Annotated in this window: 11 protein-coding genes, 1 tRNA gene, 1 other RNA gene and 1 pseudogene; 7 read left to right on the top strand and 7 right to left on the bottom strand. The window is 71.3% G+C overall.

What is annotated here, in order from left to right:
* The first annotated feature begins 176 nt into the window (after positions 1–176).
* Together SH922_RS20585 and SH922_RS20590 are read left to right on the top strand one after the other, a co-directional pair.
* Entirely contained in the window at positions 177–371 is a 195-nt protein-coding gene (locus SH922_RS20585; RefSeq protein ID WP_393063836.1) for a hypothetical protein, read from the top strand.
* On the top strand, positions 353–697 hold the full coding sequence (locus SH922_RS20590; protein WP_393059379.1) for a DNA-binding protein: 345 nt from the start codon (positions 353–355) through the stop codon (positions 695–697). Before SH922_RS20585 ends, SH922_RS20590 begins: the two co-directional genes overlap by 19 nt.
* A 148-nt stretch (positions 698–845) precedes the next feature.
* Here the strand turns inward: SH922_RS20590 and SH922_RS20595 are convergent, their stop codons facing one another.
* The 5 genes from SH922_RS20595 to SH922_RS20615 are packed head-to-tail and all read right to left on the bottom strand — an operon-like array spanning position 846 to position 7,055.
* Positions 846–1,757 (bottom strand): polysaccharide deacetylase, encoded by a 912-nt coding sequence (locus SH922_RS20595; protein ID WP_393059380.1) that lies wholly within the window; start codon positions 1,755–1,757, stop codon positions 846–848.
* Between the two features lie 16 nt (positions 1,758–1,773).
* The gene (locus SH922_RS20600; protein WP_393059381.1) at positions 1,774–2,547 is read right to left on the bottom strand and encodes an SDR family NAD(P)-dependent oxidoreductase; all 774 of its coding nucleotides are present in this window, start codon (positions 2,545–2,547) and stop codon (positions 1,774–1,776) included.
* Positions 2,544–3,941: an amidohydrolase gene (locus SH922_RS20605; protein ID WP_393059382.1), complete on the bottom strand. Its 1,398-nt coding sequence runs from the start codon at positions 3,939–3,941 to the stop codon at positions 2,544–2,546. Before SH922_RS20605 ends, SH922_RS20600 begins: the two co-directional genes overlap by 4 nt.
* On the bottom strand, positions 3,938–5,257 hold the full coding sequence (locus tag SH922_RS20610) for an MFS transporter (protein WP_393059383.1): 1,320 nt from the start codon (positions 5,255–5,257) through the stop codon (positions 3,938–3,940). Before SH922_RS20610 ends, SH922_RS20605 begins: the two co-directional genes overlap by 4 nt.
* A gap of 28 nt (positions 5,258–5,285) precedes the next feature.
* Positions 5,286–7,055, bottom strand: a complete 1,770-nt coding sequence (locus SH922_RS20615; protein WP_393059384.1) for a PucR family transcriptional regulator — start codon at positions 7,053–7,055, stop codon at positions 5,286–5,288.
* 108 nt (positions 7,056–7,163) lie between these two features.
* Here SH922_RS20615 and SH922_RS20620 point away from each other — a divergent pair, with 108 nt between their 5' ends.
* Positions 7,164–8,336 (top strand): M20 family metallopeptidase, encoded by a 1,173-nt coding sequence (locus SH922_RS20620; RefSeq protein ID WP_393059385.1) that lies wholly within the window; start codon positions 7,164–7,166, stop codon positions 8,334–8,336.
* 495 nt (positions 8,337–8,831) lie between these two features.
* On the opposite strand, the pseudogene SH922_RS20625 reads toward SH922_RS20620, so the two are convergent.
* Positions 8,832–9,020: pseudogene (locus tag SH922_RS20625) on the bottom strand (VapC toxin family PIN domain ribonuclease); the annotation flags it as partial.
* Between the two features lie 7 nt (positions 9,021–9,027).
* Here SH922_RS20625 and SH922_RS20630 point away from each other — a divergent pair.
* Complete coding sequence (locus SH922_RS20630; RefSeq protein WP_393063837.1) at positions 9,028–9,234, top strand: hypothetical protein; 207 nt, start codon at positions 9,028–9,030, stop codon at positions 9,232–9,234.
* 267 nt (positions 9,235–9,501) lie between these two features.
* On the opposite strand, the gene SH922_RS20635 is transcribed toward SH922_RS20630, so the two are convergent.
* Positions 9,502–9,589, bottom strand: a tRNA-Ser gene (locus SH922_RS20635).
* Positions 9,590–9,721: 132 nt separating this feature from the next.
* Between SH922_RS20635 and ffs the strand changes: the two genes are divergently transcribed.
* From ffs to purD, 3 genes are all read left to right on the top strand, one after another.
* Positions 9,722–9,818: signal recognition particle sRNA small type (gene ffs, locus SH922_RS20640), an RNA gene on the top strand.
* A gap of 119 nt (positions 9,819–9,937) precedes the next feature.
* Entirely contained in the window at positions 9,938–12,127 is a 2,190-nt protein-coding gene (locus SH922_RS20645) for a DNA polymerase III subunit gamma and tau (protein WP_393059386.1), read from the top strand.
* A gap of 213 nt (positions 12,128–12,340) precedes the next feature.
* Positions 12,341–13,591: a phosphoribosylamine--glycine ligase gene (gene purD / locus SH922_RS20650; protein WP_393059387.1), complete on the top strand. Its 1,251-nt coding sequence runs from the start codon at positions 12,341–12,343 to the stop codon at positions 13,589–13,591.
* The last annotated feature ends 15 nt before the right edge of the window (positions 13,592–13,606 follow it).

Below are 13,606 nucleotides of genomic sequence, written 5' to 3' on the forward strand. Positions count from 1 at the left end.
TCCATGAAGCAGAACGACCGGCGCCGCGAGTTCAAGAACATATTGCCCGGTGAGAGCAATGGCGGACGATACGAGATTCGAACTCGTCAGGCTTTGCCCCCAACACGCTTTCCACATGTTCGGGAGGCCACGCGGGACGCTCCGCCGCAGGTCAGGACGTCCACGACCAGGTTCGGATGGCCGGATTACTCCCGGAGTCCGCGTTCATCACCGAGGCGGTGGAGCGCGAGCTGCGCGGTCTGATCTTGGGTGAGTACCTGGCCGACTACGAACGCCGTCAGGGGTCGATCTCCGAGCACGAGCAGGAGCGGGCACGGCGGGTCTTCGACGAGGTGTTCGCCCTGGAGGGGCAGTGGCCCGCCGCACGCTGATCCACGAAGGCACCCTCGTTCTCGACTGCGAGGGCCTGTCGAAGTTCGTCAGTGATCACGAGCCCGAAGCGGCGCATGGCCGGACAGACAAGGCGCGGCTCGCCTGGGTCCTGTCCGGCGTGCGGATCGTGCACATCGGTGACGAGGAAGCCAAGGCCGCGTCAGCCATGCTGATCAACGCTGGGTTGCATGGTCACAAATACGCGATCGAGGCTGCCGTGGCCGAGACGGCGCAGCGTCAGTGCCGCCCGGTCGTCATGCTCACCTCGGACATTGACGACATGACGAAGCTCTGCGGCGACAGAGTGCGCCTCGTCGCCGTGTAGTCGACGCCCATGACCCGAATGCTCGGGCTAGAAGATCGGCCCGTATGTCCTTGTCCGAGCGCGGCAGGAAACGACACGGCAGGCTCCCGGGCACACGCCCGGGAGCCTGCCGTGTCTTCCATACCGCTCCGCCTGTCCGCTCGACCGTTCAGACGGGCCGGTACTGTCCCAGCTCGGCCCCCGAGGAGACCCGGTCCGCGATCTGCTCGCACGTCACGAACTCGACGCCTCGCGAGGCGACTTCGTCGAGCCAGTGCTCCAGGGCGAGCAGCCGGTGGCCCCGGCCGATCACCTCGGGGTGCATGGTGACGGTCAGGACACCGTCCTCGAAGTCCCGCACCATGTAGTCCAGGTCCGCCGTCCAGTTGGCGAACATCTCGGCCGGATCGCGCAGCCCGGGCATGAGGCCGGACGGAGTCCGCAGGAACTCCAGGTACGGGAAGTCGTCCAGGCTCCAGGCGACCGGGATCTCCAGCAGACCGGCGGGTTCGCCCCAGCGGACCCCTGAATCGTCCAGGGAGTCCGGCGTGCGGCATGGGTAGGGGGCGTAGTCGTGGCCCATCAGACTGCTGTCGTAGGCCAGCCCGTGCTCGACGAGCAGGTCGACCGAGGCGTCGGACAGATCCCAGGCCGGGGCCCGGAAGCCGCGAGGCAGGGTGCCGGTGACCTCCTTCAGGGCGTCCAACGACCGCTGGAGCACGGCGCGTTCCTCGGCCGGCTCCAGTGCGGCGACGTTCTCGTGGGCGTGCCCGTGCACCGCCACCTCGTGGCCCCGCTGCATGAGTTCGCGGGTCAGCTCGGGGTACGTGAGGGCGGTGTGCCCGGGTACGAACCAGGTCGCGGTGATGCCCCGGGTCTCCAGGATGTGCAGCAGCCGGGGTACGGCGACGGCCGCGAACTCCCCACGGGAGCGCGGAGTCGCGGTCAGCATGCCCCGGGCCATCCAGGAGGAGAGGGCGTCGAAGTCGAAGGTGACGCAGACGTATCCGCGTCGCGAGGTCGACGAATCCACCTGATCGGTGACGGCGTTGCGGCTCGACGGAGTAGTCGGAGTCGTCATCGTTGTTCTCCTCCCTTCAGCTCAGAGGCAGCGCGGCGTTGCCGGTGCCCGCGCCGCCGTCCACGGACAGCGACACTCCGGTGATCCACTCGGCGTCCGGACCGCACAGGTAGGCGACCGCGCCGGCGATGTCCTCGGGGACACCCCCGCGGGGCCAGGGCTGTCCGCCGCGGATCGAGCGGACGTAGTCCGCGCCGAGCGGGTTCACCTCGCTGCCGACCTCGATGAAGCCCGGCGAGACCGCGTTGACGTGGATGCGGTGCTCCGCCAGTTCCAGGGCGAACGCCTTGGTGAGCATGTCCAGGCCGGCCTTGGACGTGCAGTAGTGGGCGGCGCCCCGGCGGGCCCGGGCGGAGGCGCCGGAGCTGATGTTGATGATGTGGCCGCCCGCACCTGCGTCGACCACACGCCGCGCGAAGGCCCGCGAAAGGGAGAAGACCGCGGACAGGTTGACGTCCATGACCTGGTCCCACTGGTCGTCGCGCATCTCCAGGATCGGGGCGCTCGGGTAGAGGCCGGCGGCATTGATCAGGATGTCCAGGCCGCCCCACACCTCCCAGGCGCGGTCGACGAAGTCGGGCAGCGAGGCACGGTCGGTGAGGTCGACCTCCAGGGCGGCGAACGGCCCGGAGTTCTCGGCGACGAGGGAGGCGAGGCGGTCGGCGCGGAGGTCCGCGAGGACCACCTGGACGCCTTCCGCGCTCAGACGCCTCGCGATGGCCGCCCCGATTCCTCCGGCCGCTCCGGTGACGAGCGCGATCCTCGGCTGTTTCCGCTCGGGGGTGCTCACAGTTCTCCTTCTGTCCCACGCGACGTGTCGTGGGCTCCGTCGTAGTGGGTCAGGCCGTCGAATCCGGCCCGCAAATCGCTGTACCGGTCGGCGGCGGGCCGATCGTCCGGTTCCGCCGCCGTACGCCGCTCGCGCCGGGCGAGGACGTCGTGCGCCCCGGCGGCGCCGTCGACCAGCAGGTCGATGACGCACCAGGCCATCAGCACGGCCGGTTCCAGCGCGGCCAGGACGTGGTCGGTCACCGCGTAGTCGACGCTGTGCGCGTCACCGGTGGCGCCCGCCGTGAAGGGGTGCAGCACCGGCATCACCGCACCGAGGTCCCCCATGTCGGTGGAGGCGCCCAGGTGCCTGCCGGGGGCCACGGCGCCCGGGCCGAAGAGCGCGGTCCCGTTGGTCCGGGCCACCTCCACCAGGGCCGGGTCCTGGTGATGCGGAAGGTAGTTCAGGGTGGTTTCGGTGGTCGCCTTGGCGCCCAGCGCCATCGCACCCGCCCGTGCGGCACGGTCGACGGCCGCACAGGCGCCGCGGAGGGCGTCCAGCGTGCGCGCCCGGATCACGCATTCGAGTTCGGCGCGGTCCGGTACTGCGGTGGGCGCGTCACCCCCGTGCAGTAGCACGGCGTTGACGCGTACCGCGTCCTCGTCGCGGAAGGTGTCGCGCTGGGCGTCGATGGCGCTGATCGCCAGCGTCGCCGACTTCAGGGCGTTCACCCCGCACCAGGGGGACGAACCGGCGTGGCTGGCCCGGCCGGTGAAGACGATCCGCTTCACCACCGAGCCATTGTGGCTGTCCCCGACGCTGAGGCGGGTGGGCCGGCCCGACGTGTGGCACAGCATCGCCATGTCCACATCGTCGAAGGCGCCCCGGGTGAGCAGGTCGGCCTTGCCGACCAGGTGCTTCAGCTCACCGGCCCGTACCCGCTCACGCCGCCACTCCAGTTCCACGCTCTCCTCGGCCGGCACCGCGAGGAACGCCACGTCCCCATCCAGGTGTTGCCGGACGGCGGCCAGGCCGACCGCCGCGCCGATCATCGACGCCACCTGCGCGTGGTGGCCGCAGGCGTGGGCGGCTCCGGTCTCCGGGTCGGCCAGCGGGTGCCGGGGCAGCACCAGGGCGTCCAGTTCGCCGAGCACGGCGACGGTGGGCCCAGGTGTGCGCCCCGACATCCGCGCCTTCACCCCGGTGAGGGAGAGGCCGCTCTCGAAGGGGAGCCCCAGCTCCGTGAACCACCCGGCCACCGTCGCGGCGGCCCGGTGCTCACGGAACCCGGTCTCCGGGTGGCGCTGCAGGTCCTCGCTGAGGTCCAGCAGCCGTTCCCGGCAGGCCTCGATCGCCGCGCGCGCCCGCTCCTTGAGCTGCGCGGCCGGTACGGGGCCGGGTAGGGAGGCAGTCACGCGACAGTCACCGCGACGGCCGGGGCGGACTTCTTCTCCGACAGGTCCAGGTGACGGCCGAGGCCGGCCCGGAACGCCTCGGGGGTCTGCGGGGTGACCAGCGCGCCGATGATCGCCAGGACGCAGCCGACACCGAGGAAGGAGAAAGCCACACCGTAGGAGAAGTGCTCCGCCAGGAAGCCCATCACGAACGGGGAGATGGCACCGGCCAGCTGGCCGCCGAAGTTCACCATGCCGCCGCCGACACCCGCGTACTCGGGCGGCAGCATGCGCAGTGGCAGGCCGAAGATCTGCATGTAGGCGAGGTACATCACGAGGGTTCCGCAGGTCTCCCAGACGATGAACTCGGTCGCCGAACCGGCGCGCACCATCATCACGAGCAGGCCGGCCGTTACCAGCATGACGGGGATGACCACGCGACGGTGGTTGCCCTGGAGGAAGCGGTCGAAGAGGTAGCCGCCGACCATCATGCTGATCGCCGCGGCGACCCACGGGACACCGGACATCAGACCGACGCCGGTGAGCGAGACGTGCTTGTTGTCGCGCAGGTAGGACGGCACCCAGGAGACCAGGCCCCAGCCGATGATGTTGAACCCGCAGAACATCAGGGTGAAGCGCCACATCATCGAGGACTTGAGCAGTCCCAGCGCCTGCCGCAACGACACCTGGGCCACCGGCTCCGGGGCGGTCTTCTTCCCGGACGCGGCGGCCAGCTCCTCGGTCGTCAGCGGCTTGGGCATCCCCTTCCACAGCACGAACACGATCATCAGGCCGAGGATGGACACCGCCCAGAACGCCCCGCGCCAGCCGAAGGCGACGATGAGAGGCGCGGCGACGATGGGGGCGATCGCGGAGCCCAGCGGGTTGGACGCGGACATGATGCCGTTGGCGGTCAGCCGCTGCTCCGGGGTGGTGCGCTCGCTCAGCGCCTTGATGGACGCGGCCGGGTACATGCCCTGGAAGACGCCGAAGACGGCCCGGATCGCGATCATCGACGTCAGGCCCACGGCCAGTCCGCTGGCGGCGGTGAAGATCGTCCAGCCGCCGGCGGCCACCAGCATGGTGCGGCGGGCCCCCTTGGTGTCGGCGAGGATGCCGCCGGGGATCTGCATCAGCGCGTAGGTGATGAAGAAGGCGGTGAGGATCAGCCCCTGCATCGTGGTGCCGAGGCCGAACTCGTCACCGATGTCGGGCAGGGCGAGGGTGATCACCAGCCGGTCGATGTAGTCGATCAGCCAGGTCATGAAAAGCACGGCGACGGCGGCCACGGCCACCCGCTTGGCTGAGCGCGCCTGGGAGCTCTTGCCCTCTGTCATCTTCCACCTCCACGCAGATTCCGGTAGTTCACGGCCCGGTACCGGTCGCCGGATCGTGGTCAGCAGTGTGCAAACCCGGCGTACCCCCACGGTTTGTGGAGGGCGAAGAGGTTTTCGGTATTTTCTCGTGCTCGACAACAAGTGCGTCCGGACCGAGGGCGAAGAGCTGCACGGCGGCGTTCAACCGCTCGTGGGAATCGCCCAGATCGAGCCCGGTCAGCTCACGAATGCGACCTATCCGGTAACGCAGGGTGTTCGCGTGGACGTTCAGCTGCCGCGAGGCGGCCGCGGTGTCCCCGAAGGCGTCCAGGTACGCCGCCAGGGTCTCGGTGTACGCGGTGCCACGCCGCTGATCGTGCGCGCGCAGCCGGTGCACGGGCCCCTCCTGGAGCTGCCGGTCGGCGGTGATGGCCTCGCCCAACAGCAGCAGGTTGGCCGTCCCGCGTACGTCCTCCAGGCAGGCGCTGCGGACCTCGCCGCGCCTGGCCAGGGCCCGTACCACCAGCTCCGCCTCCATCCGGCTGGCGGGCAGCTCCTCCAGGTGGCGCACGGAGTGGCCGATGCCGGTACGCGGTCTGAACCCGACCACCTCGGCAACGGCGCTGCCGAGCCCATCCGCCGCCCGCCGCATCCCGTCCCGGTCGGCCGGACCCACCAGGGCGAGGACGACCCGGGAGGGCCCGGTGGTGGCCAGCGCGCGCCACCGGTAGCCGGCGAGATGGCGCAACGCCTCCTCGCGGGCCCGGTACAGGTCGGCGGGGCCGAGGCGGGCGCCGTGCACGGACAGGTCCGCGACCATCACGGAGACCGGCGTGCCGGGTTCGACGGCCAGATGGGCCGCGGCCAGGCGCGGGTCGACGTCCCCGAGCAGGGCCCGGCCGAACAGTTCCTCGTCCCGCCGGCGCCGGGCCACCTCTTCCTGGTCGAGGCCGAGCAGCACACCGACGGCGACCGCGGCGGCTTCCGCGAGCAGCACAGCGGCGTTCCCGGCCAGCGGTTCGGCGCCCTCGGCCACCCAGATCGAGCCGAGGTTCTCCGTCCCGGCGCGCACCGCCGCCGCGAGCCTGCGTCCCGCGCCCATCTCGGGCACGGCCGCCACGTCGACCACCTCGGAGCCGGACCAGAGACGCCGGTAGACACCGAGTTCGACCAGTCGGGCCCGGTACCCGGCCGGGCCGTGCTGGTCGAGCACCGCCGCCCGGCGCATCTCGTCGTCCCCCGCGCCCAGGCGTGAGGCGGCGAGCAGTTCCTGACTGGGTGTGAAGATCATCACCGAGCCGTTGACGAGGCGGGAGAGGGAGTTGGCGAGGCTCACCAGGTCGTGCCGACGGCCGAACATCGCGGCCCGCCCGGTCCCGGGGCCCATGCGTACGGCGAGCAGGGCGCGCAGCCGTCCGATCAGGTCGGTCCAGTTCTGGTCGGCCGCCAGGGCGAGGACCGCCACCCCGTGCTCCTTGCCGAGAGCGCCCGCGTCGCGGATCCCGACAACGTCCCCGCCGTCCTTGACGATCACGGCGCTCGCACCGCTCCCGGCCGCCGCGCAGATCAGTTCCCCCGCCTCGCAGCCGGTCCCGATGCCCAGCAGCAGCCCCTCGGGCCGGGCCGGTCCGCTCCGGCCCGGCCCGGCCGGGCCCTCGTACACGGCCAGCGTGCGGACGGGCACTCCCAGACCGTGCGGAGCGGCCCACATGGCGACGGTTCCGGGGCCCAGGCAGTCCACCACGGTGGCCAGGGTCACGGGGGCGTCGGCACCCGTCTGCCCGGCATCGCCGGAATGCTCCGGGTTGTGGTCAGACACAGCCGATCAGCTCCAAAACTTGGGGGGTCGCACAAACCATCGCATGTCTCGGCGGGGCAATCATGCAGAGGCGTATCCCCACGGAAGCCGCACCGAAGGAGTCCCGCCGTGCCCGCACCCCATGCCCTCGATCCGCGCGATCTGCTCCACCGGCTCACCGCCGACACCCCGTCCATGATCACGGATCTGGAACGGCTGGTGGACGCCGAGTCGCCGTCCTCGGACGGGGAGGCCCTGGGTGCGTGCCGTGACGTCCTGGCCGAGATCGGCACCCGCCTGCTCGGCGCCGCCCCCTCGGTCCTGCCGGACGACCCCGCCAACGGGCGCCCCGGAGGGCTGCTGTGGCGGCTGGGCCCGGGCGACGCGCGACCCGTACTGCTTGTGGGGCATTTCGACACGGTTTGGCCGCGCAAGACACTGCAGCGCCGCCCGTTCCGGGTGGACGGCACCCGGGCGACGGGACCCGGAGTCTTCGACATGAAGGCCGGCCTGATCCAGGGCCTGTACGGGATCGCGCGGCTGCGCGAGATGTCCGGCGAGGACCCCGCCGTCGCGTTCCTGGTGACCGCCGACGAGGAGATCGGCTCCCCGGCGGGCGGTCGCGTCGTGACCGAATGGGCGCGCAAGTCCCGTGCGGCGCTGGTGCTGGAGGGTGCGGCGGACGACGGCGCACTGAAGCACGCCCGCAAGGGCTGGTCGTTCTACGACATCCGCGTCGAGGGTATCGCCGCGCACGCGGGCTTGGAGCCCGGCAAGGGCCGCAACGCTTTGACGGACCTCGCCCGGATCGTCGTCGCGCTGGAGTCCCTCGCCGCGGACGACGACCGGATCACCGTCACACCGACGATGGCCCGCGCGGGCACGTCGCAGAACACCGTTCCCGACCGTGCGTACGTCACCGTGGACGTCCGCATCCCCGATGTCGTGGCCCAGAAGGAGATTGACGCCGAGTTGCGCCGTCTCGTGGCCGAAACGGCGCAGCTCCCGTGCGAGATCACGGGCGGCCCCAACCGCCCGCCCCTGGAGGAGGCCTCTGCCACGGAACTGCTGAAGACGGCCCGCATCTGCGTCGACGACCTGGGCCTGGACTGGCCCGGCTCGGCGGCGGTGGGCGGCATCTCCGATGGCAACCTCTGCGCGGCGGCTGGCACTCCCACTCTGGACGGCCTCGGCGCGGTGGGCGGCGGACCGCACGCCGAGCACGAGTGGGTCGACGTGAGCCGCATGGCGGAGCGGGCGGCCCTGGTCGGGCGGCTGGTGGGGAGCCTGCCGGAGGAGTGAGCCCCGGGCGGGTTCGGGGTTCGGGGTGGGAGGTACAGCACAGCCCGGCAAAGTTCCGTGATGTGCGACCTGGTGTCGGTTGGACATGGACGGCGAAGCGTCGTCGTGGTTGAGCAGGTCGTGGCGGGCATGGGCGATGCTGGCGCGACCGGCGAGGCGGATCCTGCTGATAGCCACATTGCGAAGCTGGCCGGTGCGCGGGGCGCGGTGCCGGTTCTGACCTGGTAGTTGTCCTCGCGGATGGTGACATCGCGGACCCAATGGACCTTGTACTCGGTGCCCCAGTGCGCTCTTTGGCAGTAGTTGAAACTGGGCGGGCTGGCGAGGCCGGCGGGCAGCCTGGTGATGCCGAAGACGATTCGCTTTCCAAGTCTTCGCTCGGCCGTTCAGGCGCAGTCACGGGCGTCTGGAATGGTGGTGGAGCCGGCGGCTACAGGCTCGGTGAACTGTGATGAACACCTGCGAATGAGACCGGAACTGAGACCAGGCGCCCGCTCACTTACCGGACATCGGGCCGTACCACTGCATAGCTTGACCGGTGATTGTGGCGATACATTCGAAGTCGTGGTCGCGGTGCAGGAGGGTCAGTCCCTGGAGTTCCGCGGTGGCGGCAACGACGAGGTCAACAGCTCCCGCACTACGGTGCTGACCGCGCTGGGTCAGCAGCTCCTGAACCTGCCAGGCGCTGCCGGTGCACCTGCCCACATGGTCCGAGCAGAAGCGCATCGCTGGGGCACTTGGGGCGCTCGACGAGCAGATCGCCAGGCACGTGGAGGTCGCGCGGGCAGCAACCCAGGTGCACAAGGAGCTGGCCGAGCAACTGGTCGGACTTGTCGCCCTCCAAGGCCCGACTGCGCGTGCCTCAGCAGACACCTTCCCCGAAGGGACCTCCCGATGAGTGGTCTGCCCCCCCCCCGCCGCGAGGTTCGCGTGGCTCCTGGTCGTCCTGCTGTTCTCTGTCGTCGTCGCGTTAGCGGCCTTCATCTTGAAGACGCGAACCGGAACACGAGCAGCCGACGCTGCCCTCGTGGCAGGCTCGGCGTTCGCCGGCAGCGTGATCCTGAGTCTTGGCCTGATCGCTGCGGCCCTCGGCGTGTGACCGCCAACGTCGAAGGCCCCCGCAGCAAGCTGCGGGGGCCTTCGACGTATTGCCCGGTGAGAGCAATGGCGGAGGATACGAGATTCGAACTCGTGAGGGGTTGCCCCCAACACGCTTTCCAAGCGTGCGCCCTAGGCCACTAGGCGAATCCTCCGCGGCAAACAATACAAGACGTTGAGGAGTGCTCGCGAACCCGTTCCGTCTCGGACCTCTCCGGGCGGCCTCGGTGGGGTTCCCGGGTGCGGGGGAGGTGGACTTGCGGGGGTGGGGATCGGCTAAGGTGGGCGTCAGCCCCTCACGTGGCGCTATCTGACTGAACTCCCCCAGGGCCGGAAGGCAGCAAGGGTAAGTTGGCTCTGGCGGGTGCGTGGGGGGCCCTTGTGTGTCCGGCCCCGTCGCGGCCGGGCGTCCGGAGCCCGGATGACCTGTGGTGAGGTATCCCGCAGCCGTGGTGTGCCCGGTCCGGGGCCGGTTGTCAGTCGGCCCCGATAACCTCGTATGTGTGTCGTCCCTTGCGCTGTACCGCCGCTATCGCCCCGAGTCGTTCGCCGAGGTCATCGGTCAGGAGCATGTCACTGACCCGCTGCAGCAGGCCCTGCGGAACAACCGGGTCAATCACGCGTACCTGTTCAGTGGTCCGCGAGGCTGCGGCAAGACGACCAGTGCGCGCATCCTCGCCCGCTGTCTGAACTGCGAGCAGGGGCCCACGCCCACGCCCTGCGGGGAGTGCCAGTCCTGCCAGGACCTCGCGCGCAACGGACCGGGTTCGATCGATGTGATCGAGATCGACGCCGCCTCGCACGGTGGCGTGGACGATGCCCGTGACCTGCGGGAGAAGGCGTTCTTCGGGCCCGCGTCGAGTCGTTACAAGATCTACATCATCGACGAGGCGCACATGGTCACATCGGCGGGGTTCAACGCCCTGCTGAAGGTGGTCGAGGAGCCGCCGGAGCACCTCAAGTTCATCTTCGCGACCACGGAGCCCGAGAAGGTCATCGGCACCATCCGGTCGCGTACCCATCACTACCCGTTCCGGCTCGTGCCGCCCGGGACGCTGCGCGAGTATCTCGCCGAGGTGTGCGGCAAGGAGAACAGTTACGTCGAGGACGGGGTCCTCCCGCTCGTCGTGCGGGCCGGTGCCGGATCCGTGCGTGACTCGATGTCGGTCATGGACCAGCTGCTGGCCGGCGCGGGCGACGAGGGTGTGACGTACGCCATGGCGACGTCCCTGCTCGGCTATACGGACGGCTCACTGCTCGACTCGATCGTGGACGCCTTCGCTGCGGGCGACGGGGCCGCCGCCTTCGAGGTCGTGGACCGGGTGATCGAGGGCGGCAACGACCCGCGCCGCTTCGTCGCCGACCTCCTGGAGCGGCTGCGCGACCTGGTGATCCTGGCCGCCGTGCCGGACGCGGGGGAGAAGGGGCTGATCGACGCACCGGCCGATGTGGTCGAACGGATGACGGCCCAGGCGTCCGTCTTCGGTGCCGCCGAGCTGAGCCGCGCCGCCGACCTGGTCAACGAGGGACTCACGGAAATGCGCGGGGCGACCTCGCCGCGCCTCCAGGTCGAGCTGATCTGCGCCCGGGTGCTTCTGCCTGCGGCCTTCGACGACGAGCGTTCCCTCCAGGCCAGGCTGGACCGGCTGGAGCGGGGTGCGTCCTTCGCCACCACCGGGCCGGGGCCCTCGATGGGGTACGTCCCCGGCCCCGAGGCGCTGGCTCACGCCCCCGTCGCCTCGCAGGCCCACGCCCCGGCCGCACCTCAGGCGCCCGTGCCGCCCCCCTTCGCGCAGCCGGACGCCGGATCGGGGCCCGCCGCCGCGCGTGCGGCGGCACGCGGGGACGCACCTCCGCCCGCCCCCGTGCAGGCGGCTCCCGCTCCCGCTCCCGACCCCGTGCAGCCGCCGCCCGCCGAGGCGCCCGCGGCCGGACAGCGGCCCGGCGCCTGGCCCGCCGCGGCCGCGCCCGAGCAGGGGCGGAGGCCCGGAGGCTGGCCGACCGCCTCGACCCCGGGCCAGGCCCCCGCACCACAGGCCGCCGCCCCCGCACCGGCCCCTGCCGCACCCGCCGCCGCGCCGGCACCCGCCGCCGTGCCCGCTGCGGGCCTGACGCAGGGCGCCGCGCAGGTGCGCAACATGTGGCCCGACATCCTGGAGGCGGTCAAGGGCCGACGCCGGTTCACCTGGATCCTCCTCAGCCAGAACGCCCAGGTCACCGGCTTCGACGGCGCCACCCTGCAGATCGGCTTCCTCAACGCCGGTGCCCGCGACAACTTCGCGAGCAGCGGCAGCGAAGAGGTGCTGAAGCAGGCCCTGGCCGAGCGGTTCAACGCGCAGTGGAAGATCGAGGCGATCGTCGACCCGTCGGGCGGTGCCGGCCAGCCCCCGCAGGTCGGCGGCGGCCGCCCCTCCGCAGGCGCACCGCCCGCACCGCAGCGCCCTGCGGCCCCCGCGCCGCAGACGTACGAGCCCCAGCCCGCGCCGGAGCGCCGGCAGCCGGGCGGGGGTGGCTCCGCCCCGGAGCCCGCGCCCCCGTCGTACGCCGCTCCCGAACCGCCCCGGTCGGTCGCCCCCGAGGACGACACCCCCGAGGCCGACGATCCCGACCTCGTCGACTCGGCCCTGTCAGGACACGACCTGATCGTCCGCGAACTGGGCGCCACGGTCGTCGAGGAGTTCACCAACGAGTAGGGCGTGTGAGGTCGGGGCCCTTCGCTGAGCGGTCCGGGTCAGGCCCCCCTGATCTCCCTCGATCGCCCTGGTCTTCCCGGACTCCCGATCTCGCCCGATCTTCCCCGAGGCCGTGTGGCGGTCCCGTCTCCCCGAGCTTCACGGCCGGCGCCGTGGCGTCCACGGAGCGGCTTCCGTCAAGGGCGCCGCGCCCCGGCGGCTAGGCTGCACCACGTGAAGGTCCTCGTCATCGGCGGCGGCGCCCGCGAACACGCCCTGTGCCGCTCTCTTTCCCTCGACCCCGACGTCACCGCTCTGTACTGCGCTCCCGGCAACGCCGGCATCGCAGAGGTGGCCGAACTGCACCCGGTCGACGCCCTCGACGGCGCTGCCGTCGCGCGCCTCGCCACCGAACTGGGCGCCGAGCTGGTGGTCGTCGGCCCGGAGGCACCGCTTGTCGCCGGGGTCGCCGACGCCGTGCGCGCCGCCGGTGTCCCCTGCTTCGGCCCGTCCGGCAAGGCCGCCCAGCTGGAGGGCTCCAAGGCCTTCGCCAAGGACGTGATGGCCGGCGCGGGCGTCCCGACAGCCCGTAGCTACGTCTGCACCACGCCCGCGGAGATCGACACCGCCCTCGACGCGTTCGGCGCCCCGTACGTCGTCAAGGACGACGGCCTCGCCGCGGGCAAGGGCGTCGTCGTCACCGACGACATCGAGGCGGCCCGTACCCACGCGCTGGCCTGCGACCGCGTGGTCATCGAGGAGTTCCTCGACGGCCCCGAGGTGAGCCTCTTCGCGATCACCGACGGCACCACCGTGCTGCCGCTCCAGCCCGCCCAGGACTTCAAGCGGGCCCTCGACAACGACGAGGGCCCGAACACCGGCGGCATGGGCGCCTACTCCCCGCTGCCCTGGGCCGACCCGAAGCTGGTCGACGAGGTCATGCAGTCGGTCCTCCAGCCGACCGTCGACGAGCTCCGCCGCCGCGGTACGCCCTTCTCCGGGCTGCTGTACGCGGGCCTCGCGATCACCTCGCGCGGCGTACGGGTCATCGAGTTCAACGCCCGCTTCGGCGACCCTGAGACCCAGGTGGTCCTGGCCCGTCTGAAGACCCCGCTGGCCGGTGTCCTGCTGGGCTCCGCCAACGGGACCCTGGACGAGCTGCCCCCGCTGAAGTGGCGGGACGAGGCCGCCGTCACCGTGGTCATCGCCTCCCACAACTACCCGGAGACCCCGCGGACGGGTGACCCGATCGAGGGGCTCGACGAGGTCGCGGCCCAGGATGCGCCGCACGCGTACGTTCTGCACGCCGGGACCCGGCGGGACGGCGACACGGTCGTCAGCGCGGGGGGCCGCGTGCTCTCCGTGACCGCGACCGCCAAGGACCTCGCGGGCGCCCGTGAGCGTGCCTACGCGGCTGCGGCCAGGATCCGGCTCGACGGCTCGCAGCTCCGTACGGACATCGCCAAGAAGGCCGCGGAGGCCTGAGCCGTACCGCCACCC

Source organism: Streptomyces sp. LN549 (genome assembly GCF_043203805.1).
In the GTDB taxonomy this organism is placed as follows: Bacteria; Actinomycetota; Actinomycetes; order Streptomycetales; family Streptomycetaceae; genus Streptomyces.